The 23,452-nt window shown below is 62.9% G+C and carries 21 protein-coding genes; 15 read left to right on the forward strand and 6 right to left on the reverse strand.

Features of this window, described 5'->3' with window-relative positions:
• Window positions 1-51: 51 nt before the first annotated feature.
• The 3 genes from xdhB to uraH are packed head-to-tail and all read right to left on the reverse strand — an operon-like array spanning window position 52 to window position 4,260.
• Entirely contained in the window at window positions 52-2,403 is a 2,352-nt protein-coding gene (xdhB, locus tag NKJ93_RS25535) for a xanthine dehydrogenase molybdopterin binding subunit (RefSeq protein ID WP_352548005.1), read from the reverse strand.
• The gene (xdhA, locus tag NKJ93_RS25540; protein ID WP_352547949.1) at window positions 2,403-3,884 is read right to left on the reverse strand and encodes a xanthine dehydrogenase small subunit; all 1,482 of its coding nucleotides are present in this window, start codon (window positions 3,882-3,884) and stop codon (window positions 2,403-2,405) included. The genes xdhB and xdhA overlap by 1 nt, the downstream gene beginning before the upstream one ends.
• Before the next feature lies 1 nt (window position 3,885).
• Window positions 3,886-4,260 carry a hydroxyisourate hydrolase gene (gene uraH / locus NKJ93_RS25545; protein ID WP_023676223.1) on the reverse strand — a complete coding sequence of 125 codons (375 nt, stop codon included), beginning with the start codon at window positions 4,258-4,260 and terminating at the stop codon, window positions 3,886-3,888.
• A 173-nt stretch (window positions 4,261-4,433) separates the two neighbouring features.
• On the opposite strand from uraH, the gene puuE reads away from it, so the two are divergent.
• From puuE to NKJ93_RS25595, 10 genes are all read left to right on the forward strand, one after another.
• Complete coding sequence (gene puuE / locus NKJ93_RS25550) at window positions 4,434-5,867, forward strand: allantoinase PuuE (RefSeq protein ID WP_023718080.1); 1,434 nt, start codon at window positions 4,434-4,436, stop codon at window positions 5,865-5,867.
• A gap of 63 nt (window positions 5,868-5,930) precedes the next feature.
• Complete coding sequence (locus tag NKJ93_RS25555) at window positions 5,931-6,779, forward strand: bifunctional allantoicase/(S)-ureidoglycine aminohydrolase (protein ID WP_023718081.1); 849 nt, start codon at window positions 5,931-5,933, stop codon at window positions 6,777-6,779.
• Window positions 6,776-7,279: an ureidoglycolate lyase gene (locus NKJ93_RS25560; protein ID WP_023718082.1), complete on the forward strand. Its 504-nt coding sequence runs from the start codon at window positions 6,776-6,778 to the stop codon at window positions 7,277-7,279. Before NKJ93_RS25555 ends, NKJ93_RS25560 begins: the two co-directional genes overlap by 4 nt.
• The gene (locus NKJ93_RS25565) at window positions 7,279-7,872 is read left to right on the forward strand and encodes a nucleoside deaminase (protein ID WP_023718083.1); all 594 of its coding nucleotides are present in this window, start codon (window positions 7,279-7,281) and stop codon (window positions 7,870-7,872) included. Before NKJ93_RS25560 ends, NKJ93_RS25565 begins: the two co-directional genes overlap by 1 nt.
• An 85-nt stretch (window positions 7,873-7,957) precedes the next feature.
• Window positions 7,958-9,940, forward strand: coding sequence for a CocE/NonD family hydrolase (locus NKJ93_RS25570; protein ID WP_352484367.1), 1,983 nt, complete (start codon window positions 7,958-7,960; stop codon window positions 9,938-9,940).
• A gap of 155 nt (window positions 9,941-10,095) precedes the next feature.
• Window positions 10,096-11,682 carry an ABC transporter substrate-binding protein gene (locus NKJ93_RS25575; protein WP_352484366.1) on the forward strand — a complete coding sequence of 529 codons (1,587 nt, stop codon included), beginning with the start codon at window positions 10,096-10,098 and terminating at the stop codon, window positions 11,680-11,682.
• A gap of 16 nt (window positions 11,683-11,698) precedes the next feature.
• On the forward strand, window positions 11,699-12,658 hold the full coding sequence (locus tag NKJ93_RS25580; RefSeq protein WP_023718086.1) for an ABC transporter permease: 960 nt from the start codon (window positions 11,699-11,701) through the stop codon (window positions 12,656-12,658).
• 11 nt (window positions 12,659-12,669) lie between these two features.
• The gene (locus NKJ93_RS25585; RefSeq protein ID WP_023718087.1) at window positions 12,670-13,497 is read left to right on the forward strand and encodes an ABC transporter permease; all 828 of its coding nucleotides are present in this window, start codon (window positions 12,670-12,672) and stop codon (window positions 13,495-13,497) included.
• Entirely contained in the window at window positions 13,497-15,182 is a 1,686-nt protein-coding gene (locus NKJ93_RS25590) for an ABC transporter ATP-binding protein (RefSeq protein ID WP_023718088.1), read from the forward strand. Before NKJ93_RS25585 ends, NKJ93_RS25590 begins: the two co-directional genes overlap by 1 nt.
• 8 nt (window positions 15,183-15,190) lie before the next feature.
• Window positions 15,191-16,030, forward strand: a complete 840-nt coding sequence (locus tag NKJ93_RS25595; protein ID WP_023718089.1) for an alkaline phosphatase family protein — start codon at window positions 15,191-15,193, stop codon at window positions 16,028-16,030.
• A gap of 81 nt (window positions 16,031-16,111) precedes the next feature.
• On the opposite strand, the gene NKJ93_RS25600 is transcribed toward NKJ93_RS25595, so the two are convergent.
• Window positions 16,112-17,116 (reverse strand): zinc-dependent alcohol dehydrogenase family protein, encoded by a 1,005-nt coding sequence (locus NKJ93_RS25600; protein ID WP_352547952.1) that lies wholly within the window; start codon window positions 17,114-17,116, stop codon window positions 16,112-16,114.
• Between the two features lie 602 nt (window positions 17,117-17,718).
• Window positions 17,719-18,135 carry an NUDIX hydrolase gene (locus NKJ93_RS25605; protein WP_031193706.1) on the reverse strand — a complete coding sequence of 139 codons (417 nt, stop codon included), beginning with the start codon at window positions 18,133-18,135 and terminating at the stop codon, window positions 17,719-17,721.
• A gap of 192 nt (window positions 18,136-18,327) precedes the next feature.
• Between NKJ93_RS25605 and NKJ93_RS25610 the strand changes: the two genes are divergently transcribed.
• The 4 genes from NKJ93_RS25610 (at window position 18,328) to NKJ93_RS25625 (ending at window position 21,622) form a co-directional block, all read left to right on the forward strand.
• Window positions 18,328-18,891: a sigma-70 family RNA polymerase sigma factor gene (locus tag NKJ93_RS25610; protein WP_352484364.1), complete on the forward strand. Its 564-nt coding sequence runs from the start codon at window positions 18,328-18,330 to the stop codon at window positions 18,889-18,891.
• A complete protein-coding gene (locus NKJ93_RS25615) occupies window positions 18,888-19,556 on the forward strand; it encodes an anti-sigma factor (RefSeq protein WP_352484363.1) in 669 nt (222 codons plus the stop codon). Before NKJ93_RS25610 ends, NKJ93_RS25615 begins: the two co-directional genes overlap by 4 nt.
• Entirely contained in the window at window positions 19,546-21,003 is a 1,458-nt protein-coding gene (locus NKJ93_RS25620; protein WP_023718346.1) for a S8 family serine peptidase, read from the forward strand. The genes NKJ93_RS25615 and NKJ93_RS25620 overlap by 11 nt, the downstream gene beginning before the upstream one ends.
• A gap of 184 nt (window positions 21,004-21,187) precedes the next feature.
• Complete coding sequence (locus NKJ93_RS25625) at window positions 21,188-21,622, forward strand: YybH family protein (protein ID WP_023718345.1); 435 nt, start codon at window positions 21,188-21,190, stop codon at window positions 21,620-21,622.
• 302 nt (window positions 21,623-21,924) lie between these two features.
• On the opposite strand, the gene NKJ93_RS25630 is transcribed toward NKJ93_RS25625, so the two are convergent.
• Complete coding sequence (locus NKJ93_RS25630; protein ID WP_352484362.1) at window positions 21,925-22,419, reverse strand: DUF8737 domain-containing protein; 495 nt, start codon at window positions 22,417-22,419, stop codon at window positions 21,925-21,927.
• Window positions 22,420-22,500: 81 nt separating this feature from the next.
• Here NKJ93_RS25630 and NKJ93_RS25635 point away from each other — a divergent pair, with 81 nt between their 5' ends.
• A complete protein-coding gene (locus NKJ93_RS25635; protein WP_023718344.1) occupies window positions 22,501-23,409 on the forward strand; it encodes a LysR family transcriptional regulator in 909 nt (302 codons plus the stop codon).
• Window positions 23,410-23,452: the final 43 nt, after the last annotated feature.

The following is a 23,452-nucleotide window of genomic DNA, read 5'->3' on the forward strand; positions in this document are numbered from 1 at the left end:
CCTGTTGGGAAATATAGAGTTTTTCGGCCTGAATTGCACGTTTTCCGGGATTCAAGTGCCGGTCCTGGCTTCTCGCTTCAGCCGTTCGATCGCCATCAGCACCCGTTCCGGCGTGGCAGGCGGGTCAAGGCGCGGGCAGATCTTGTGGCCAGCAACGCTCGCCACCGCATCCGACAGCGCATGCAGCACCGACATTGCGAGCGGAAAGGGCGGCTCGCCGACCGCCTTGGAGCGGTGCACCGTCGGCTCGCCTGCTTCCGCCCAGTCGGCCAACGTGATGTTGAAAATCTTCGGCCGGTCCGAAGCGAGCGGGATCTTGTAGGTCGACGGCGCATGGGTGCGCAGCCGCCCCTTGTCGTCCCACCACAGTTCCTCCGTGGTCAGCCAGCCCATGCCCTGGATGAAGCCGCCCTCGATCTGGCCGAGGTCGATGGCGCGGTTCAGCGAACGCCCGGTTTCGTGCAGAATATCGGTGCGCTCGACGACATATTCGCCGGTCAGCGTGTCGACCGAAACTTCCGAGCAAGCCGCGCCATAGGCGAAATAATAGAAGGGGCGACCCTCGCCCTTGTCGCGGTCCCAATGGATTTTCGGCGTCTTGTAAAAGCCAGCCGCCGAAAGCTGGATGCGCGCCATATAGGCCTGCCTGACGAGATCGGCGAAGGCGATCTCCTGGTTACCGATGCGCACCCGGTTTGGCAGGAACAGCACCTGGTCGCGCGGCACCTGGAATTTCTCGGCGGCGAAATTGGTCAGCCGGTCCTTGATCTGGCGGGCGGCGTTCTGCGCCGCCATGCCGTTGAGGTCGGAGCCGGAAGACGCGGCAGTGGCCGAGGTGTTCGGCACCTTGCCGGTCGTCGTCGCGGTGATCTTGACCTGATCGAGGTCGATCTGGAACTCTTCCGCCACAACCTGCGCCACCTTGACATAGAGGCCCTGCCCCATCTCGGTGCCGCCGTGGTTCAGGTGCACTGAACCATCGGTATAGACATGCACCAGCGCGCCGGCCTGGTTGTAATGGGTGGCGGTGAACGAGATGCCAAACTTGACCGGCGTCAGCGCCAGTCCCCGCTTGATGAAGCGGCTGTTGGCATTGAAAGCATCGATGGTGCGGCGGCGCCTTGCATAGTCGGAACTCGCCTCCAGCTCGGCGACGATGCGGTGGATGATGTTGTCCTCGACCGTCTGGTGGTAGGGCGTGATGTTGCGGTCGCTGGTGCCGTAGAAATTCTTCTTGCGGATTTCGAGCGGGTCCTTGCCGACGGCAAACGCGACTTCGTCGATGACGCGCTCGGCGCCGACCATGCCTTGCGGGCCGCCGAAGCCGCGAAAGGCGGTGTTCGATACCGTATTGGTGTAGAGCGGCGCCGATTGCGCGTGCACCGCCGGCCAGAAATAGGTGTTGTCGCAATGGAACAGCGCGCGGTCGGTGACCGGGCCGGAGAGGTCGGCCGAGAAGCCGCAGCGCGCCGCGAACATGAAATCTACGCCGAGAATATTGCCCTCATCGTCGAAGCCGACCTCGTAGTCGACGAGGAAATCGTGGCGTTTGCCGGTGGCGATCATGTCGTCGTCGCGGTCGGGCCGGATTTTCACGGCCCGATGATGTTTCTTCGCGGCGATAGCGGCCAATGCCGCAAACTGATTGCCTTGCGTTTCCTTGCCGCCGAAAGCGCCCCCCATCCGGCGGATTTCCACCGTCACCGCGTGGCTCGGAACACCGAGCGTATGGCTGACCATGTGCTGGATTTCGCTCGGGTGCTGGGTCGAGGAATAGATGGTGACGTCGTGGTCCTCGCCAGGGATGGCCAAGGCGATATGACCCTCGAGATAGAAATGCTCCTGGCCGCCGATGCGCATCTGCCCTTTCAGCCGGCGTGGCGCTGCCTTGATCGCAGCCGCTGCATCACCGCGCTTCAGGGTCAGCGGCGGCGTGACCAGCTTGTCTTTCCGGGGATCGAGCTCGCCAATATCGGCGACGAACGGCAATTCCTTGTATTCGACCTTGGCCAGCCTCGTCGCCCGGCGCGCCTGCTCGCGGGTTTCGGCGATGACGCAGAAGATCGGCTGGCCGAAGAATTGCACCTTGCCGTCGGCAAGCACCGGCTCGTCGTGGCGGCCGGTCGGCGAAATATCGTTTTCGCCGGGCACGTCGCTCGCCGTCAGCACGTCGATGACGCCGGGTGCGGCGCGGACCCCCGACAGGTCCATGCTGGTGACGGTGGCATGCGTCGCCGCCGAAAGCCCAAGACAGCCGTGCAGCGTGCCGGCCGGTTCCGGCATGTCGTCGATATAGACGGCCGTGCCACTGACATGCTTGTGCGCGGAATCATGGCGCTGATCGGTGGCGACGCCGCCGGCGATTTTTTGCGCCTTCAAGTTCGGAGTGGCGTGCTTGTTCATCATGCCGCCTCGTGCCGTGATACCTGGATCGGCGCCCGGGTGCCCATGGTTTCGGCAAAGAAGCGCAGCAGCAGGTTGCGCGCCGCCAGCGCCCGGTATTCGGCGCTTGCCCGCATGTCGGTCAGCGGGGTGAAATCGCCGGCGTACGCGGCCATCGCCGCCTCGACCGTCGCTTCCGTCCAGGGCTTGCGAAGCAATGCCTTTTCTACGCCAAAGGCGCGCTTCGGCGTTGCCGCCATGCCGCCATAGGCGATGCGTATCTCCGCCACCGTGCCGTCCGCGGCCAGCGTCAGGAAAAACGCGCCTAGCGCTGCGGTGATGTCTTCGTCGCGGCGCTTGGTGATCTTGTAGACGGCAAATTTCGTCTCGCTGCCCGGCAGCGGAACATGCACGGCCTCGACGAATTCGCCGGGCTGCCGGTCCTGTCGGCCATAGGCGATGAAAAAATCTTCGAGTGGGATCGTCCGCCGCTTGTGGCCGCGACGCAGCGTCATGCGGGCACCGAGTGCGATCAGCGGCGGCGGCGTGTCGCCAATCGGCGAACCGTTAGCGATATTGCCGCCGATGGTGCCCATGTTGCGCACCTGATCGCCGCCGATGCGGTCGAACAGCGGGCCTAGCGCCGGGATGCATTTTGCCAGCGTCGAGAAGGCTTCGCTATAGGTGACACCGGCGCCGATCGAGATGACGCCCTTGTCCTCGGACATCCCGCACAGACCATCGAGATTGCCGATGAAAACCGCCGGCGAAATATCGCGCATGTGCTTGGTCACCCAAAGGCCGACATCGGTCGAACCGGCGACGATAGTGGCGCCCGGCTCCTCGACCAGCACGCTGGCGAGATCGTCGGCATTGGCCGGCACGATCAGCCGCTTGTTGCCGGAGCCGATCTCAATGCGCGAACCGTCCTTCATCGCGTCGAGCTTGGCCGTGACTGCCTTGCGCTCGGCCGCCAACGGATCCTTTGCCGCCTTGCCGTAGCTGGAGATGGCACGTGCGGCGCGCATGATCGCCTCGTAGCCGGTGCAGCGGCAGAGATTGCCTTGCAGTGCCTTTTCGATGGCGGCGTCCGACGGCTCCGGCGACCGCATCCACAGCGCATAAAGCGACATGACGAAACCCGGCGTGCAGAAGCCGCATTGCGAGCCGTGGAAATCGATCATCGCCTGCTGCACGGGGTGCAGTTTTCCTGCGTCGCCGCGCAGATGCTCGATGGTCACGACATGCGTGCCGTCTAGCGAGCCAAGGAAGCGGATACAGGCATTGACGCTTTCATAGACCAGTGTTCCACCGGAGAGCCTGCCGACCAGCACCGTGCAGGCGCCGCAGTCGCCCTCGGCGCAACCTTCCTTGGTGCCGCGCAGCGAGCGGTCGAGCCGCAGCCAGTCGAGCAGTGTCTGGTCGGGTGCAACCGTGCCGAGCGCGACGTCCTCGCCATTGAGGATGAACCGGATTTCGTTGCGTGTCTTGATCCCGGCCATCTCAGCTTCCCCGGTAGGTCGAATAGCCGTACGGCGACAGAAGCAGCGGCACATGATAGTGCATCGGCTCGGCCATACCGAAGCGGATGGGCACATGGTCGAGGAAGGCCGGTTCCGGCAGTTTTGTCCCCTGCCGGCGCAGATAATCGCCGGCCGCAAAGACCAATTCGTATTCGCCGGTACGGAACTCCGCGCCGGCAAGCAACGGAGCATCGCAACGGCCGTCATCATTGGTGACGACCGTTTTCAGATGCGTCCGGGCCTGGCCGTCAAGATGATAGAGCTCAATCGACAGACCGGCCGCCGGTTTGCCGGCCGCGGTGTCGAGGACATGGGTCGTCAGGCGCCCGCCTTCGGCTTTCGACGTTTCCGCCACTGGCTGCTCCATTCCCTGCACAGTCGAACACTATTCATGAATTGTGCGCCAATTAAAGGCGATGCATAAGTCCCGGTCGAGCGGAGCGCGACAAAAACACTTTCAAAAATTTCGGGGGAATGCGCAGGCACTCCTTTCGACTATCCTGATCACAATTTCCGGCAGGAGCGAGAATGCGTTACGAACGAGACATGCGCGGCTACGGAGCCAATCCGCCGGATCCAAAATGGCCCGGCGGGGCGCATGTCGCGGTCCAGTTCGTCGTCAATTACGAAGAGGGCGGCGAGAATTGCGTCCTGCACGGCGACAAGGCCTCGGAGGCTTTCCTGTCGGAGATCGTCGGCGCCGCGCCCTGGCCCGGCCAGCGCCACTGGAACATGGAATCGATCTACGAATACGGCGCCCGCGCCGGCTTCTGGCGATTGCTGCGCCTGTTCAGCGCAGCACAGGTGCCGGTCACCTGCTACGGCGTCGCCACGGCCCTGGCGCGCTCGCCCGACCAGGTCGCAGCGATGCAGGAGGCCGGCTGGGAGATCGCCTCGCACGGGCTGAAATGGATCGACTACCGCGACCACGCGCCAGAAGACGAGCGCCGCGACATGGAAGCGGCGATACGGCTGCATTATGAGGTGACAGGCGCGCGGCCGACCGGCTGGTACACCGGCCGCACGTCGATCAACACGGTGCGTCTGGCGGCGGAAGAAGGCGGCTTCGACTATGTGTCGGACACCTATGACGACGAACTGCCCTACTGGTTCGAGCATGTGACACCGAACGGGTCGGCGAAGCCGCAGCTGGTCATCCCCTATACGCTCGACGCCAACGACATGCGCTTTGCCACGCCGCAGGGCTTCAACTCCGGCGACCAGTTCTTTGCCTATCTCAGGGATAGTTTCGACACGCTCTATGCCGAGGGCAAGGCAGGGCGGCCGCGCATGATGAATATCGGCCTGCACTGCCGCCTGGTTGGGCGGCCGGGCCGGGTCGCGGCACTGAAGCGCTTCATCGACTACGTCAAATCACACGACAAGGTCTGGCTGGCACGGCGCATCGACATTGCAAAACATTGGCAGGAGACGCATCCGTTCCGGTTGCCGGCATTGCGCCCGTCGAAAATGGAATTCGAGGCCTTCGTCCACGCATTCGGCGGCGTCTTCGAACATTCGCCGTGGATTGCCGAGCGCGCCTACGAGTTGGAACTCGGCCCGGCGCATGACAGTGCCGGCGGCCTGCACAACGCGCTCTGCCGCGTCTTTCGCGCGGCCAGCGAGGCCGAGCGGCTTTCCGTGCTCAATGCCCACCCCGACCTTGCCGGAAAACTGGCGCAGGCCAAGCGGCTAACCGCGGAATCCTCCAGGGAACAGGCTTCGGCCGGGCTAGACGCGCTGACCGACAACGAGCGCGAGCTGTTCGCAAAGCTCAATGCCGCCTACGTCACCGGTTTCGGTTTCCCGTTCATCATTGCGGTGAAGGGCAAGACCAAGGAGGACATCCTGGCCGAGTTCGAAACGCGTATCGGCAACAGCCGCGATGTCGAATTCGAAACCGCCTGCAGACAGGTCGAGCGCATCGCGCTGCTTCGTCTCAAGGACATGCTTCCACAATAGGCTTTGGCTGCCGCGATGGGCCCTGGCTTCCGCAACAGGCTTGAATTTATGGATATGATGAAAATGGCCGAGCGAACCTATTATGCGCCGCAGGGCGGACATCCCGGCCAGAGTGAATTGCTGACCGGACGCGCCGTGTTCACACAGGCCTATGCCGTAATCCCCAAAGGCGTGATGCAGGACATCGTCACCAGCGCCTTGCCGTTCTGGGATGGGACACGGGTCTGGGTGCTGTCGCGGCCGCTGTCGGGTTTTGCCGAGACGTTTTCGCAATACATCGTCGAGCTCGCGCCCGGCGGCGGCAGCGACCGGCCAGAACCGGATGATGATGCCGAGGGCGCGATATTCGTGGTTGAAGGCGAGCTGAGCGTGTCGCTAGCCGGAAAGAAGCATGTGCTCAGGCCGGGCGGGTTCGCGTTTCTGCCGCCAGCGAGCGGGTGGACGGTGCGCAACGAAAGCGGCGCTGCCGTCCGCTTCCACTGGATCCGAAAGGCTTACGATGCGGTCGACGGCATCGAGCTGCCGCAAGCGTTCTTCGCCAACGAACAGGATATCGTACCGACGCCGATGCCAGGTACCGAAGGCCGCTGGGCAACAACGCGCTTCGTCGATCCTGAAGACATCCGCCACGACATGCATGTCACCATCGTGACGCTCGAGCCGGGCGCGGTCATTCCCTTCGCCGAGACGCATGTCATGGAGCACGGGCTTTATGTGCTGGAGGGCAAGGCGGTCTACCGTCTCAACCAGGACTGGGTCGAAGTCGAGGCCGGCGACTATATGTGGCTGCGCGCCTTCTGCCCGCAGGCTTGTTATGCCGGCGGGCCAGGCAAATTCCGCTACCTCCTCTACAAGGACGTGAACCGCCACGCCAAGCTCGGCGGTGTGGGCATCGAGGGTCGCGCGCGGTGATCCGCATCGTCGCGCGGCCGCTGACCCGCGAGAATTTCGCCGAATTCGGCGACGTCATCGATATGGGCGGCGACAACCATTATCCGATCAATGGCGGCAAGGCCGAGCGCTATCACGATCTCGCCACCGCTGAAGCACGAGGGCCGAATGCGCACGTGCTGATCTCGATGGTGCGTGGCACGCCCTATGAGCTGCCGTTGAAGCTTACCATGGTCGAGCGCCATCCGTTTGGCAGCCAGGCCTTCATTCCGCTGTCACCACGGCCGTTCCTGGTCATCGTCTGCCATGACGGCGAGGAAGGCCCGGGCGAGCCGCATGCGTTCATCACCGCGCCCGGGCAAGGCGTCAACTATCCGCGCAATTTGTGGCACGGCGTGCTGACGCCGATCGGCGAGCCCCAGGACTTCCTGGTCGTCGACCGGGGCGGCGACGGCTCCAACCTCGAAGAGTGCCACTTCTCGCACGCTTATGAGATTCATCTTCCCGATGGGAGCCGGTGATGGCTGACATTTCGCTGATCGACCGCCTGCTCGACGTCATAGAGCACGACATCGTGCCGAAGACGGCGAAGGGTGTCGCGCATGGCAACAAGTTGTTCGGCGCGGCGATCCTGCGCAAGGACGACAGCTCGCTGGTGCTTGCCGAAACCAACAATGAGACGGAAAACCCGCTGTGGCACGGCGAGGTGCATTGCCTGAAGCGCTTCTACGAAATGCCGAAGGCCGAGCGCGTCGACACCGCGGATGCCATCTTTCTCGCCACGCACGAACCTTGCTCGCTCTGCCTGTCGGCGATCACCTGGACCGGCTTCGACAATTTCTACTATCTGTTCAGCCACGAGGATTCGCGCGACAGTTTCGCTATCCCGCACGATTTGAAGATCCTGAAAGAGGTCTTCACCCTCGATCCCGGCGGCTACAATGCCGAGAATGCCTATTGGAAGAGCTTTTCGATCCGCAGACTGGTACGATCGCTGTCGGGGCCTGAGCGCGAGCGGCTGGAGGCGCGGATCAGCGCCATCTCTGCAATCTACGACGAACTGTCCGGCGCTTACCAGGCGAGCAAGGCCGAAAACGACATCCCGTTGAATTGACGCGGATTGACCAGCCGAATTCGTTGGCTGGCCCACGACGACATCCTGCGGACTCCATCATCTGGCGCTCCTGGAGTCTGCCGGCATGAAAATCGTCACTGAATTCCCACGAAAGATCGTCGAATTTCCGGATATGGGGATCGTCATGCCGGACGGCTGCCGGCTGTCGGCGCGGGTGTGGATGCCGGCCGATGCCGCCGACGATCCGGTGCCGGCAATCCTCGAACATCTGCCCTATCGCAAGCGCGACGGCACGATCTATCGTGATCAGCTGACGCATCCCTATTTCGCAGGCCACGGCTACGCCTCGATCCGCGTCGACATGCGCGGCAACGGCGATTCCGAAGGGCTGATGGACGATGAATATTCCGAGCAGGAATTGCAGGACGCTTGCGACGTCATAGCCTGGGCGGCGGCGCAGCCCTGGTGCAACGGCAATGTCGGCATGATGGGCATTTCGTGGGGCGGCTTCAACTGCCTGCAGGTAGCAGCCAAGCAGCCGGCGGCGCTGAAGGCGGTTATCAGTCTCTGTTCGACAGTCGACCGCTACGCCGACGACATCCACTACAAGGGCGGCTGCCTGCTGATCGAGAATTTCGGCTGGGCTTCGACCATGCTGTCCTATTCGTCGCGGCCGCCGGATCCGTTGCTGGCCGGCGACAACAGATGGCGCGAGCTGTGGCTGACCCGGCTGGAGAACCAGCCCTTCCTGGCGCCGCTGTGGTTGAAGCACCAGCATCGCGACGCCTATTGGAAGCGCGGCTCGATCTGCGAGGACTATTCCGCCATTCATGCCGCGGTGCTGTCGATCGGCGGCTGGCATGACGGTTATCGCAATACGATTTCCCATCTCGCCGCCAATATCGAGGCGCCGGTCAAGGGCATCGTCGGCCCGTGGATCCACAAATACCCGCATTACGCCGCGCCCGAACCGCGCATCGGCTTCCTGCAGGAGGCGTTGCGCTGGTGGGACCGCTGGCTGAAGGACCTCGACACCGGCGTAGAGGCCGACCCGGCCTACCGCGCCTATGTGATGGACAGCGTGCGTCCGGCGCGCTGGCATCCCGAGCGGCCGGGCCGCTGGGTCGCTGAAACGGAATGGCCGTCACCCAACATCAAGACGCAAGAGGTTGAGCTTATCGCTGAAGGCAACCACGCTATCGTCACTTCGCCGCAAAGCTGCGGCCTTGCCGGTGGCGAATATTTCCCCTTCACCTTTGGACCGGAACTGCCGGGTGACCAGCGCCCCGACGATGCGCTGTCGGTGTGTTTCGACCAGCCGGTGCTGAACGAAGCGATCGACATCGTCGGTGCTCCCGAAGTTGCGGTCAGGGGCTCGGCGGACCGGCGCCAGGCGAACATCGCGGTTCGGCTGTGCGACGTCCATCCGGACGGAGCGTCGGAGCTGATCTCCTACGGCGTGCTCAACCTGACGCATCGCAACTCGCACGAATTTCCCGAAGCGCTGGTGCCCGGCGAAATCGTCAACGCCCGGGTGGTGCTCGACCAATGCGCCTATCGCGTGCCGGCCGGTCACCGCTTGCGTGTGGCCATTTCCAACAGCTATTGGCCGATGATCTGGCCGTCGCCGGAGCCGGTCCGGCTGGAATTGTCGGCCGCGACATTGATGCTGCCGCTGCGCCCGCCGGCGACAGGCGACGAGGTCACCTTCCCCGCCCCCGAAGGCGCCACGCCCTGGGCAACCGAAACGGTCCGCGCCGCCAATTCCGAGCGTCATGTCGATCGCGACGAAAAGACCGGAATGATCACGCTTTCCATCGTCGACGATTTCGGTGAGGTGCGCGACCTGGAACACAGCCTTGCCAATGGCAGCATCGCGAGAGAGACGTGGGCGATCCATCCTGACGATCCGCTGTCAGCCTTGGGCAAGACGCATTGGACCCAGACGCTGTCGCGAAATGAATGGTCGGTGCGCACCGAAACCTTCGCCGAAATGCGCTCCGACGCGCAAAGCTTCATGGTTAGCGCCAGAATTGAAGCCTATGAAGGCGAGAAACTGGTCTTCGAGCGCGACTTCGAGGAGAATATCCCGCGGGTACTGCTTTGAGCACTTATAGCGATTGGTCCAATTGCGACGCACGATTTACGCCACGGCATGTCGCATTCGGTCTTGCTTACCCCTTTCCCTTACGGTCATTATTCTCCCGATTGAAATGAGAAAAAACGACCATAAGGTCGGACCAACAGAGTGAGGAACTCAACATGTCGAACGAACTGGAATATCTGAGCCGGCGCGTTGCGTCCGGCAAGCTGAGCCGTCGCGATTTTCTCGGCCGGGCGGCAGCGCTCGGCGTCACCGCAACCTTCGCCAATTCGCTGCTTTCCAGCGCTTCCCGCGCGGCGGGTCCGGTCAAGGGCGGCACGCTCAAGGCCGGCCTCGTCGGTGGCGAATCCACCAACAGCCTCGATCCGGCGCTGTTCATGACGCAGGTGCCGTTCGCCTTCGGCAAGATGTGGGGCGAACTGATCGTCGAGCTGTCTCCCGAAGGCAAGCTCGAGAACCGCATTGCCGAGGAGATCGGCTCGTCGGACGACGCCAAGACCTGGACGCTGAAGATCCGCGACGGCGTCGAGTTCCACAACGGCAAGAAAGTGACTGCAGAGGACGTGGCCGCCACCCTCGAACGCCATTCGGACGAGAAGTCGAAATCCGGCGCGCTCGGCTATATGAAAGGCATCGAGAGCATCAAGGCCAGCGGCAAGGAAGTGGTGTTGACGCTGAAGGAGCCGAATGCCGATCTTCCCTATCTGCTTAGCGACTATCACCTGATCATCCAGCCGAACGGCGGCAAGGACAAGGCCGATGCCGGCATCTCGGCGGGTCCTTACAAGGTCACCACCAACGAGCCCGGCGTGCGCCATGGCGGCGAGCGCTTCGCCAACTACTGGCAGGGCGACAAGATGGGCCATGCCGACCAGATCGAGATCATCGTCATCAACGACGCCACGGCGCGTACGGCGGCCCTGCAGGGCGGCCAGGTCCACATGATCAACCGCGTCGAGCCGAAGATCGTTGACCTGATCAAGCGTGTGCCCGGCGTCACCATCCGCAACCATTCGGGACCCGGCCACTACGTCTTCATCATGCACTGCAACACCGCGCCGTTCGACAACAACGATTTGCGCATGGCGCTGAAGCTGGCGATCGACCGCGAGGAGATGCTGAACAAGGTGCTGCGTGGCTATGGCTCGCTCGGCAACGACTTCCCGATCAATGCATCGTACCCGCTATTCACCGAGATCGAGCAGCGCAAATACGATCCCGACAAGGCCAAGTTCCACTACAAGAAGTCGGGCCATGACGGTGCCGTCCTGCTCCGGACGTCGGACGTCGCCTTCCCCGGTGCCGTCGATGCCGCACAGCTGTTCCAGCAAAGCGCGGCCAAGGCCGGCATCAAGCTGGAGATCAAGCGCGAACCGGGCGACGGCTACTGGTCGGAAGTCTGGAACAAGCAGCCCTTCTGCGCCTCCTACTGGGGCGGCCGGTCGACGCAGGACCAGATGTACTCGACTGCCTATCTGTCGACGGCCGACTGGAACGACACACGGTTCAAGCGTCCGGATTTCGACAAGATGGTGCTGGCGGCTCGCGCCGAGCTCGACGAGGCCAAGCGCAAGGCAATGTACCACGACATGGCTGTGATGGTGCGCGACGAGGGCGGCCTGATCCTGCCGATGTTCAATCAGTTCATCGACGCGACGGGCGCCAAGGTTACCGGCTGGGTGGATGATCCGCATCAGGAGTTGATGAACGGATATGCTCTCGCGAAGTGCTGGCTCGAAGCCTGAGCCCGGCCTTGCGGATATGTCCTCACCCATCGTGAAACTGGTGGCCCAGCGCATTGCGCTGGGCATCATCCTTCTATTGGCCGTTTCGGTCCTGATCTTCGCCGGCACCCAGATCCTGCCCGGCGATGTTGCGCAAGCCATTCTCGGGCAGTCGGCGACACCGGAGTCGCTCGCCAATCTGCGCGAACAGCTCGGGCTCAACGATCCGGCTTACATCCGTTATTTTCGCTGGCTCGGCGGCATTCTGACCGGTGATCTCGGCACGGCTATGTCGAGCGGTCAGGATATCGCAACCTCTATCAAGGGAAGGCTGTGGAACACACTGTTCCTCGCCTTCTGGGCGGCGGTCGTCGCGGTGCCGCTGGCGATCATCCTCGGGCTGATCGCGGTGCGCTACCGCAATGGCTGGGTCGACAAGCTGATCTCGGGACTGGCGCTGGCCTCGACGTCCTTCCCGGAATTCTTCGTCGGCTATGTGCTCGTCTTTTTCTTCGCGGTGCAACATCAATGGTTTCCCGCCATTTCCACCGTCTATGACGGAATGCCGTTCGGCGAGCGCATCCAGGCCATAGCACTGCCGGCGGCGGCGCTGACCTTGGTGGTGCTCGCCCATATGATGCGCATGACGCGCGCCGCGATCCTCAATGTCATGCAGTCGGCCTATGTCGAAACCGCCGAACTCAAGGGGCTTTCGGCCTTCGCCGTCATCCGCAGGCATGCCTTCCCCAATGCGATTGCGCCGATCATCAACGTCGTCATGCTCAACCTGGCCTATCTCATAGTCGGCGTCGTCGTTGTCGAGGTGATCTTCGTCTATCCGGGTATGGGCCAATATCTCGTCGACCACGTCACCAAGCGTGACGTGCCTGTGGTGCAGGCGGTCGGGCTGATCTTCGCCGCCGTCTACATCAGCCTGAACATCATCGCGGACATAGCGGCAATCGTCGCCAATCCGCGCCTTAGACATCCGAAATGAAGGGGTCGGGTATGCTCGTCATCAAACGCATCCCCATCCCGGCATTGATCGGCATCGTGCTGACGGCGCTGTTCGTTCTGGCGGCGATTTTTGCGCCGTGGATCGCGCCGCATGGCAATGCCGAGATCGTCAGCGACGTCCCTTGGGAACCGATGTCGGCGGCGCATTGGCTGGGCACCGACAATCTGGGCCGCGATCTGTTGTCGCGCATGATCTATGGCGCCCGCATCACCCTGTTCATCGCGGTGCTGGCGACCGCGCTATCGTTCTCGCTCGGCGCCATACTCGGCTTCTCGGCGGCGGTTTTCGGCGGCTGGTTCGACACGCTTCTGTCGCGTCTCGTCGATCTCCTGATGTCGATCCCGACGCTGATCATGGCCCTTGTCGTGCTTTCGGTGCTGCCATCCAATCTGGTGACGCTGATCCTGGTCATGGGCGTTCTGGATTCGACCCGCGTCTACCGCCTGTCGAGGGCGGTCGCCGTCGACATCAACGTCATGGATTACGTCGAGGCGGCCAAATTGCGCGGCGAAGGCAGCGGCTGGATCATCTTCCGCGAAATCCTGCCCAATGCGCTGTCGCCGCTGGTTTCGGAACTCGGCCTGCGCTTCATCTATGCCGTGCTGTTCCTGTCGACGCTGTCCTTCCTTGGGCTTGGCGTACAGCCGCCGGACGCCGATTGGGGCGGTATGGTCAAGGAAAACAAGGATGGTATCGTCTTCGGCATAGGCGCCGCCCTCATTCCGGCGGCGGCGATCGCAGCGCTGGCGATTTCCGTCAATCTCGTCGCCGACTGGGTGCTCAACCGCACGACAAGCCTGAAGGGAGGACGCGGGTAATGGCTGACAAGCAACCGAAGCCCGGGCAACCGAAGCCCGGGCAACCGAGGTCCGGCGTGCTGCTCGACATCCGCAATCTGCGCATCGAGGCCACGGTATATCCGCCGGGCGAGGCGCCGAAGAACATCGTGCTGGTGCACGATGTCTCGCTGACGCTCGAAAAGGGCAAGGTGCTCGGATTGATCGGCGAGTCCGGCGCCGGCAAATCGACCATCGGCCTGTCGTCGATGGGCTACGGCCGCGGCGGCGTGCGCATCACCGGCGGTGAGGTCATCCTCAATGGCCGCGACATCCTGAAGGGCGGCAACGAAGGGTTCCGCAAATTGCGCGGCCGCGAGGTCTGCTATGTCGCGCAATCGGCGGCAGCTGCCTTCAACCCGGCGCACAGGCTGATGGACCAGGTGGTCGAGGCAGCACTGCTGCACGGCACGGCGACGCGGGCCGAAGCCGAAAAGCGCGCCGTGGCGCTGTTCAAGAAGCTCAGCCTGCCGAACCCCGAAAGCATCGGCGAGCGCTTCCCCCACCAGGTGTCGGGCGGTCAGCTGCAGCGCGTGATGACGGCAATGGCGCTGTGCTCGGAGCCCGACCTGATCGTCTTCGACGAGCCGACCACGGCGCTCGACGTGACGACGCAGATCGACGTCTTGGCGGCGATCAAGGATGCCATCCGCGACACGCATGTCGCGGCGCTCTACATCACCCACGATCTTGCCGTCGTCGCCCAGGTATCGGACGAGATCATGGTGCTGCGCCACGGCCGGCTGGTCGAATGGGGCGGCACGCGCCAGATCATCAAGGAGCCGCGCCAGGAATACACCAACGCGCTGGTTTCAGTGCATGAGATCGAACATCAGGAGCAGAAGCCCGGCACGAGCCCGTTCCTGTCGGTCAAGAACATCACCGCCGCCTATGGCCGCAGCCACATCAAGGTGTTGAAGAACGTCTCGGTCGATATTTTCCCGGGCCAGACGCTGGCGGTGGTCGGCGAGTCCGGCTCCGGCAAATCGACGCTGGCGCGCGCCATCACCGGCCTCTTGCCGCCCGAACAAGGCACCGTCACCTTCGACGGGCGGCCGCTCGCCAACCGGCTTGCCGACCGGCCGAAAGAGGATCTGCGCCAATTGCAGATGATCTACCAGATGGCCGATGTGGCGATGAACCCGCGCCAGACGGTCGGCACCATCATCGGCCGGCCGCTGGAATTCTATTTTGGGATGCGCGGGCGCGAGCGCGACAAACGCGTCGCCGAACTGCTCGACAAGATTGAAATGGGCAAAGGCTATATCGACCGCTATCCGGCCGAGCTTTCGGGCGGCCAGAAGCAGCGCGTCTGCATCGCCCGCTCGCTCGCCGCCAAGCCGAAGCTGATCATCTGCGACGAGGTGACCTCGGCGCTCGACCCGCTGGTCGCCCATGGCATACTGGAGCTGCTGCTCGGGCTGCAGAAAGAGGAAAACGTCGCCTATCTGTTCATCACCCACGACCTGGCCACGGTCAAGTCGATCGCCGATTCAATCGCGGTGATGTATCGCGGCGAGGTGGTGCGCTACGGCGCCAAGAGCACCGTGCTGACGCCACCCTTCGATGCCTACACCGATCTTTTGCTGTCGTCGGTGCCCGAAATGGAGATCGGCTGGCTGGAAAAGGCGATCAAGGGACGGCGCATGGCCAGCGCGGGAAATTAGACACTCCCGTGGCGCTCAAGACAAAACTTTTGGTCATCATCCTCGACGGCGTGCCTTACCGGAACTGGCGGCGGCTGATGGGCAATCTCGAAGGCTGGGTGCAATCAGGCGAAGCCCGCGTATGGAAAATGCGCTCCGTCCTGCCGTCGACCTCGGCATCCTGCTACGCCTCGATCCACACCGGCGTGCCGCCCCAAGTGCACGGTATCCTGTCGAACGAGAACCGGTTTCGCGTCGAACAGCCTGATATTTTTTCCGAAGTCAGCAGGGCCGGCGGCAAGACGGGTGCGGTCACCCATTCCTACTGGTCCGAATTCTTCCGGGCCTATCCGTTCGACCTGGTCGAGGACATGGAGTTCGACGAGCCGGGCGGGCCGATCGGCCACGGCCGGTTCCACACCATGACCGGCTATAATGCCAGGAACCAGATGACGCCGAGCGACGTCGACCTGTTCGCTACCTTGACCATGCTGACCAGGCGCTACGGCATCGACTACGGCATCCTGCACAGCTGCACGCTGGACTCGATGGGCCACCGCTTCGGCCATGACTGCCATGAGATGGATCATGCCGTCTATGCAATGGACGCCATGCTCGCCGGCTTCCTGCCGCGCTGGCGGGAGGCCGGCTACGAGGTGATCGTCACCGCCGATCATGGCCAGACCGATCGCGGCCATCATGGCGGCCACGACGAGGAGATGCAGGATTTCGCACTTTACTACTTCGGATCCGGCGAGGGTCCGGAAGCCAAGACGCTGCTCGATCAGCTGCAGCTCGCGCCAACGGTGCTTGCGCGCCTCGGCGTGCCGGTGCCGGCGACGATGAAGGCAAAGCCATTTCTCGACTGATTGGTGCCTGGCCTGCTTTGCTTGCGGAGAACATAAAGCCGGTCGAAATGCGCGACGCCAAATGGAGGCCAGATACAGGAGTCAAAGTTCGAGACAGACCTTGCCAAAATGCTTTTGGGACTCGTAGTGCTTGAAGGCATTGGCGATCTCCTGCAGGGGAAAACCGCGGTCGATCGCAGGCTTCAAACGGTTGGCCTCTATGGCACGGATCATGTCGTTCTGGTCTGCCCTGCTGCCAATCGAGATTCCGCTGATCCTGATCTGATTGGAAAACAGGGCCGGGATCGAAACTTGCCCGGCAAAACCAGTCAAGACACCGATCAGTGCGATGTGGCCGCCCATCCTGCAAGCTGTTATCGACTGCGCCAATGTGCCGGGCCCGCCAACCTCGATCACATGATCGACGCCGCGTCCGTCCGTCAATACCCTTGCCTTCTGGCCCCAATCCGGCACCGCCTTGTAATTGACGACAATGTCGGCTCCAAATCGCTTTAACTTTTCCAGCTTCTCCTCCGATGAGGAGGTGGCAATAACCCGAGCGCCTGCAATTTTTGCGAATTGCAGCGCGAACAGCGATACACTTCCCGTGCCAAGGACCAGCACCGTATCACCAGGCTTCACCTGGCCGCACACCATCAGGGCTTTCCAGGCGGTGACGCCGGCACAAGTAAGCGTTGCCGCCTCCACATGCGTGAAGTCTGCCGGTGCCCTTGTGAAGGCATGCCAGGGCATGCACACATACTCGCGGGCATAGCCGTCAACATCATCTCCCAATTCGCCCTTCTTATTGGCTGGCGTCGGTTCGCCTGCCAGCCAATGGGGCCAATAGGTGCTGACGACGGCATCTCCGACCTTGAATTCTTGGACATCGTCTGAGACCGCAACCACCTCTCCGGCGCCATCGGACAGCGGGATACGGCCATCGGCGCACGGTTTCTTTCCCAGCGCCACCATACTGTCGTGGAAATTCAACGAACACGCTCGTATCCTGACAAGCAACTCACCCGGCCCTGGTTCTGGGCAATCTTCCTCGACCAGCTTGAGATTTTCCAAGCCTCCCGGCGCTTTCAGCCTAATCAATCTCATGGAAAGCTCCTTCCGACCGCGCAAGGCTTCATGCGCCCCACCACTCGCGTGGACGCTTGACCGCGGCGAACACCGCCATGGGCGACTGATCCACGAGAATCGCGGCCGCAAAGCTGTTGTTGGTCATAACATTTCGTTTCTTCAGGCTGGATTGCCATTTGCGATCGGGACCTTAGTCGCCCGGCAGCGGACTGTTGAGTTACAAAACTGTCGGGAATCCCTGCACGGCGATGGCGTCCAATTACGCCTCGCCCGAGGCTGAACGACTGCACCTTACCCGATGGTTATGAGCCGCCTTGTGGCCGCCGTCATTGCGAGCCTGACGGCCGAGACAGTATCGCTAAAAAGGGGGAGAACGGTACACTCTGGCAACCTCTCCGCTCTTCGGTTAGCCTCCGCAAATATCCGGCGGAGGCGGTGAACCCTTTTTGGGCCGATCAGCGACAGATGCCCGAAGTGGAGATCGGCGGGCTGGAGAAGGCGAATCAAGGGACGGCGGATGGCAAGCGCGGGAAATTGAGCACCTAGGGATTCCCTCGCGTCACGGGAAATGCCGAGGATCGGTGCGCGGATCACGTGCGAGAACGGGTACTTTCGGGAGGTCACGTCGCGGCGAGCTTTGCGAGCCGGCGATAATCGCAATCCACCAGATTGGGGAGGCGCTGAAGTTCCTCGACATCAAACCACCGGATCTCGGTGTGTTCCTCGCAAATGTTGCTTGGATCCCCGCCTTCCCAGCCGATGACCTTGAAAACGTGGTGCAACGCCTTCCCATAGAGCTCGGGATGGCGCTCTCCAATGCACCGCATCCAACCGAAATCTGTTGGCGTCACTCCAATTTCTTCCTGAATCTCGCGAACGAGTGCCTCTTCCAGCGTCTCTCCGGCTTCAACGCGGCCGCCGATCGTGTCCCAATGCCCAGGCCACGCGCTCTTCCAGGCAGCGCGAAGACCCATCAAGACCTTCCGGTCGTGGTTCACCAGCAATGCACCGACCGTAACTGTGGGATTCCTGATCATTTGCGGAGCGTATTCGCTGCAGCGATGTTTGCAAAGGCGGCGTCTTCCCTCCCCCGCAGGGAGAAGGAGAAAGCGCACCTCTGGCAACCTCTCCGCTCTTCGGTTAGCCTCCGCAAATATCCGGCGGAGGCGGTGAACCTTTTTGGGCCGATCAGCGACAGAGCAGGCAGGAGCCAGGCGGCTCGACCGGCGATGACAGCCGCGGAGACCGATCGCGCGCTCGTCGAGCGGGTCGCGAAGGGCGACCGTGCAGCCGTGCGGCTCCTGTTCATGCGCCACCACGCGCGGGTCTACCGCTTCGTGGCACGCCAGACGGGATCGGAACTGATGGCCGACGATATCGCGAACGAGGTGTTCCTCGAGCTCTGGCGGCAGGCGCCGGCCTTCGAGGGGCGCTCGGAGGTCTCGACATGGCTGCTCGGCATTGCCCGCTTCAAGGCGCTGTCCCTGCTACGCAGGAAGAAGGAAGACTGGATCGACGACGATGACGCGGCCCAGGTCGCCGACGGTGCCGACACGCCGGAAGTCGTGACGATGAAGGAAGACAAGGCCGCTGCCTTGCGACGCTTCATCGATGCCATGCCGGAAGAGCATCGCACGGTGATCGACCTTGCCTATTATCACGGGCAATCGGTGAGCGAGATCGGCGAGGTGCTCGGTATTCCGGTCGCCACGGTCAAGACCAGGATGTTCTACGCCCGCAAGAAACTCGGCGAAGCTCTCAAGGCCGCCGGTTACGACAGGGGGTGGCCATGAGCGCCGCTGAAAAAATGTCACGCCGCGACGAAATGGAAATGCTGCTGCCGTTTTATCTGAACGGCTCGCTGGAAGGCGCCGAGCTGGAAGCCATCGAGGAATGGCTGGAGAGCGATCCGGCGGCGATGGCCGCGCTTGGCGAGGCCGAGGCCGAATTCTCCGGCACTGCTGCCGCAAACGAGGCAATCCGCCCGCCGGCCGATGCGCTCAGCCGCTTTGCCAAGGCGCTCGACGCCGAGGCCGGCCCGGCCCGCGCGCCGGCGGCGTCGCCCTGGCTGGCGCAGGCCTGGAGCCGCTTCATGGCGGTGCCGGCCGGCGTCGCCTGGGCCGCGGCCGCGGTGCTGCTGGCCCTGGTCGTCGCGCAATCCTTTGTCCAGACCGGCAGCAGAGGTGGCGACTTCAAGATTGCCGGATCGGCAGACGATCTGGCCAAAATGCCGTTTGCACTGGTGAAGTTCAAACCGGATGCGAAGCTGTCCGATATCGTCGCTTTTCTCGACCAGAACCAGTTGAAGATCGCCGGCGGGCCGACCGCCGACGGTGTCTTCCGCCTCGGCGTTCCGGCCAAGACCGCCGCCGACTATCAGAAGCTGCTTGGCCTTATTGCCGCCCAGCCTTTCACCGAAGCTGCCCTGGAGGGAAGGAAACCGGCTGATGGCGGCTAAGGCGGTCATTCGATTGACGGCGGCGATGACAATCTTCGCCACGTCCGCGATGGCGCAGACCAACGACCCGAACCTCACCCAGGCGGAGATCGACTGCCTGAACCGGGCAAGTGCCGCCGGCACCGACTGCGCCAAGGACGGCGACGACGGGAAGGATAGCGGCGGCAAAACGCCGGCTAAGGCTTCAACGGTGAGTGCCGTGTTTCTTCCCGCGCTGATCGTCGACTTGTTCCCCAATCCTACCCTAGTCACCGAGGCGCCGATACCTCCCGGCAATACCGCGGCCCCGCCGACCGCTCCGCCTTCGGGCCTGCCGGCAATACCGGCGGCCGCGCCGGGCGGTCCGATCGTAGCACCCACCGATCTTGTCGCAACCGAGCCGCCGCGCGCCGTGATCGGCGATTTCGTGCCCGACGAGGTGCTGGTCACGGTCAATGGCGATGCCGGCGCGGTCCAGCAGATCGCCGCCTCGTTCGGCCTCGAAATACGCTCGCAGCGGCAGTCGCGGCTGCTCGGCAACACGCTGGTGCGCTTCGGCATTCCCGATGGCCGCCCAGTCGGCGTCGTGCTGGCGCAGCTTGCCGCCGACGGCCGCACTTTGCGGCGTGAGGCCAACCACGTCTATTCGCTGCAGCAGGCGGCCAGCATCGTCAATTATGCGTTCGAGCGCATCGCGCTCGACGCCAAGGAAGCCAGCGGCGAGAATGTCCGCGTCGGCGTCATCGACACCGGCATCGACGACAGCAATCCCGCGCTCTCCGGTGTCATCGCCGAGCAGTTCGATGCCATGCCCGACGTGCCGATCAAGGCACGCGACCACGGTACTTCGGTCGATGGACTGATCGCCGGCACCGGCGCGTTCAAAGGCATGGCGCCGGGCGCCAGGATCTATCACGCCCGCGCCTTCGAGGGCGGCAAGTCGACCATGGACGTCATCCTTTCGGCGCTCGACTGGGCGGCGGAGCAGGATGTCCGTATCATCAATATGAGCTTCGTCGGCCCGAAGAACGACCTGCTCGGCATCGCCTGCCGCAATGCGCGCGCGCTCGGCATCGTGCTGGTCGCCGCCGCCGGCAATAACGGGCCGAAGGCGCCCTATGGTTATCCGGCCGCCTTCGACGGCGTGATCGCGGTGACGGCCACCGATGCCAAGGACGGGCTGATGCCGCAGGCCAATCGCGGCGCCTACGTCTTCATCTCCGCTCCCGGCGTCGAGATGGTGGCGCCAAGCGGCGCCGGCTCGGATGTGGTGACCGGGACGTCCTTTGCAGCGGCGATCGTGACCGGCGCGGTCGCCAACCTGTTGCATGCCGCGCCCGACCGTTCGGCCGACTGGGTCGAGAAAGCACTGGCCGCCACGGCAAAGGATCTCGGCCCCAAGGGGCGGGACAATGATTTCGGCTTTGGGCTGCTGGACACCAAGGCGGCCGAGGCGGCCAAGGACTAAGTCTCGTGTTTGAACCGAGCCGTCTCATAACGCTGTCGCGAAACTTGTCTCACGCCGTGCTATAATGACCAAGCCAACCTGCACTACGCCGCCGTAGGGAAAATGCTTCACCGCTGCGGGCGCACAGAATGTAGACCTGTGGTCGCCAGTCCGGATCAGAAATAAAAACGACAGGGAGGATGACGTGTCCCTCGACGCCAGTGGCTTCGATCAAGCAGTTGAAGAATACCACCTGGCTCTGGATGAGTTCATGAAAGGAAACCCCGCGCCAGCGAAGAAGCTCTTTTCCCAACGAGACGATGTAACACTGGGCAATCCCTTTGGCCCTTTCGCTCATGGATGGAAGCAGGTCGTTGAGACGATGGAGCAGGCGGCATCGAACTACAGGGACGGCGACGCTAGCGGCTTCGAGAACATAGCGAAGTGTGTGACGTCTGAGCTGGCATACATCGTCGAAGTGGAGCGGCTCAGGTCCAAGGTTGGCGGTCGGAGCGATGTCACGCCTCTTGCGTTACGCGCGACGAGCGTCTTTCGCCCAGAAGATGGTCTGTGGAAGATTGTGCATCGTCATGCCGATCCGATAACGACGGCTCAGCCGGCCGATTCGGTACTCCGATAGCGGTTGTGGTATTGGGGAAGCGATCGATCTCCTTTGCTGCTGCAGCGCGGCTATTCTTCAGTCCGTTTTCTGCTAAGGGTTGGCCAGCGTCATCGGGCTCGCAGGGTCGGACGGCCGCTCTGGGTCGAACTCGGTCGCCGGGAGTGATCGAGTTTTGACCTTTACATCGGCGCGCCGGCCCTGGATGCCCTGACCACTGGTCGAACGGCCAGACCTCGCCGCGCGCGGCCTGCTCCGGCCGGAGATTCGCGACGCCAGCCGTTCGGCAATGCGCGCCGGCCAGGCGGATCGACTACGATGGCTTAAGTCGCGTTTTGCCGAGGACGCGCCAGAAAATAGAATGCGGCGATGTGCGTTATCATCAGCAGCGGTACGTAGATGATCGGGATCGCGTAGGTTGCGCCCAGTTCCCCCGCGCGTGCAGGAAGGCCGATCTGAATGGCGTGGTAATAGTCGACGATGAGGTCGACCGTCCCTACGACGTTGAAGGCGACGACCAACGGCCAGAAGAGCGGGCGTATCCTCACTGTGAGCAGCGCCAGCATGGCCAGCACGCCAGTCGCGAAATCGCCGTAGGCGGCAAACACGGCGAAATCGGCGGGCAGATTGGGGCTTACGACGCCCGGAACGATGAAGACGAGCCCGAAGAAGCGGAAGCTGTGCAGCGTAGCGATAGCACGTTGCGCTGCGACCCGGTCCATCGACCTGAGCCACGGCAAACCGTATGCGCCGAAGCAAAGCAGCCATGCGACATAGCCGAGAACAAGATGGGTTTGGAACACTATTTCCGTGGACATTTGGCCTTCTCTCAACAGTTGATTCACGCGGCTTTAAGCCCGCTACCGCAATTCGACTATCCGGTGTAATCACAACAACCTATGAAGCAGAACTACACAGTCCGACATGGTGCGCTGGAGGGCGTCGAGGCGTTCCTGGCCGTCGCCAGGCGCCGCAACTTCCGCCGTGCTGCCGCCGATCTCGGCGTGACGCCGTCCGCTGTGAGCCAAGCGGTGCGCGCGCTGGAAGCTCGCCTGGGTACGGCGCTGTTCGTCCGCACGACGCGGAGCGTCGGTTTAACCGAGCCTGGCCAGCGGTTCCTCGACCGTGCCGGCCCTGCATTCGAAGAGCTCGTCGCGGCCGGCGAGGCTGCCCGCGATATCGGCCAACGGCCGACCGGTCTGCTGCGTCTGTCTGTGCCCCGCGCCATCGTGCCATTGATGTTGGAGCCGGTGCTCGCGTCGTTCTGCCAAGCCTATCCTGAGATCGAACTGGAGATCGCCGTGAGCGACCAGATGGTTGATCTGGCGACCGGCGGGTTCGATGCCGGCATCCGCCTCGGCCAGTTCATCGCCGCCGACATGGTCGCGGTGCGGCTGACTCCGCCGTTCTCGTTCGTGGTCGTCGGCAGCCCTGATTATCTCGAGCGCCACGGCCGTCCCGAGCGTGTCGAGGACTTGCGCCGCCACGCCTGCTTACGCTTGCGCCGCTCGAATGGCGCGATCGCGCCCTGGTCCTTCGTCGACGGCAATGGCGCGATCGAAGCGATCGTCTCAGGCCCGCTGATCGCGCACGACTATTCGACATTGGTCGGGGCTGCGACGCGGGGCGTTGGGCTGGCGCAGACACCACGACCACTCGCCGAAGGTCTGATAGAAGAAGGAAAACTCAAGTCGGTGCTGGACAGCATCGCCACGACGACGCCGGGTGTCTTCCTCTATCATCCAGGCAAGCGCCAAGTCCTGCCGAAGCTGCGCGCCTTCATCGATCACCTCAAATCTGCGGCCTGACACCAGGACGCACTCGCTGGTGCTGGCCAACAGCCGCCAAGAG

Origin of the sequence: Mesorhizobium sp. M0028 (genome assembly GCF_040323855.1) — a bacterium.
Lineage (GTDB): Bacteria > Pseudomonadota > Alphaproteobacteria > Rhizobiales > Rhizobiaceae > Mesorhizobium.

Coding starts and splice junctions, on each gene's coding strand:
- NKJ93_RS25630 (WP_352484362.1), bottom strand. CDS start 22,419: ATGTCCACGGAAATAGTGTTCCAAACCCATCTTGTTCTCGGCTATGTC.
- NKJ93_RS25585 (WP_023718087.1), top strand. CDS start 12,670: ATGCTCGTCATCAAACGCATCCCCATCCCGGCATTGATCGGCATCGTG.
- NKJ93_RS25575 (WP_352484366.1), top strand. CDS start 10,096: ATGTCGAACGAACTGGAATATCTGAGCCGGCGCGTTGCGTCCGGCAAG.
- puuE (WP_023718080.1), top strand. CDS start 4,434: ATGCGTTACGAACGAGACATGCGCGGCTACGGAGCCAATCCGCCGGAT.
- NKJ93_RS25600 (WP_352547952.1), bottom strand. CDS start 17,116: ATGAGATTGATTAGGCTGAAAGCGCCGGGAGGCTTGGAAAATCTCAAG.
- NKJ93_RS25605 (WP_031193706.1), bottom strand. CDS start 18,135: ATGATCAGGAATCCCACAGTTACGGTCGGTGCATTGCTGGTGAACCAC.
- NKJ93_RS25590 (WP_023718088.1), top strand. CDS start 13,497: ATGGCTGACAAGCAACCGAAGCCCGGGCAACCGAAGCCCGGGCAACCG.
- NKJ93_RS25570 (WP_352484367.1), top strand. CDS start 7,958: ATGAAAATCGTCACTGAATTCCCACGAAAGATCGTCGAATTTCCGGAT.
- xdhB (WP_352548005.1), bottom strand. CDS start 2,403: ATGAACAAGCACGCCACTCCGAACTTGAAGGCGCAAAAAATCGCCGGC.
- xdhA (WP_352547949.1), bottom strand. CDS start 3,884: ATGGCCGGGATCAAGACACGCAACGAAATCCGGTTCATCCTCAATGGC.
- NKJ93_RS25555 (WP_023718081.1), top strand. CDS start 5,931: ATGGCCGAGCGAACCTATTATGCGCCGCAGGGCGGACATCCCGGCCAG.
- NKJ93_RS25565 (WP_023718083.1), top strand. CDS start 7,279: ATGGCTGACATTTCGCTGATCGACCGCCTGCTCGACGTCATAGAGCAC.
- NKJ93_RS25610 (WP_352484364.1), top strand. CDS start 18,328: ATGACAGCCGCGGAGACCGATCGCGCGCTCGTCGAGCGGGTCGCGAAG.
- NKJ93_RS25580 (WP_023718086.1), top strand. CDS start 11,699: ATGTCCTCACCCATCGTGAAACTGGTGGCCCAGCGCATTGCGCTGGGC.
- NKJ93_RS25620 (WP_023718346.1), top strand. CDS start 19,546: ATGGCGGCTAAGGCGGTCATTCGATTGACGGCGGCGATGACAATCTTC.
- NKJ93_RS25615 (WP_352484363.1), top strand. CDS start 18,888: ATGAGCGCCGCTGAAAAAATGTCACGCCGCGACGAAATGGAAATGCTG.
- NKJ93_RS25635 (WP_023718344.1), top strand. CDS start 22,501: ATGAAGCAGAACTACACAGTCCGACATGGTGCGCTGGAGGGCGTCGAG.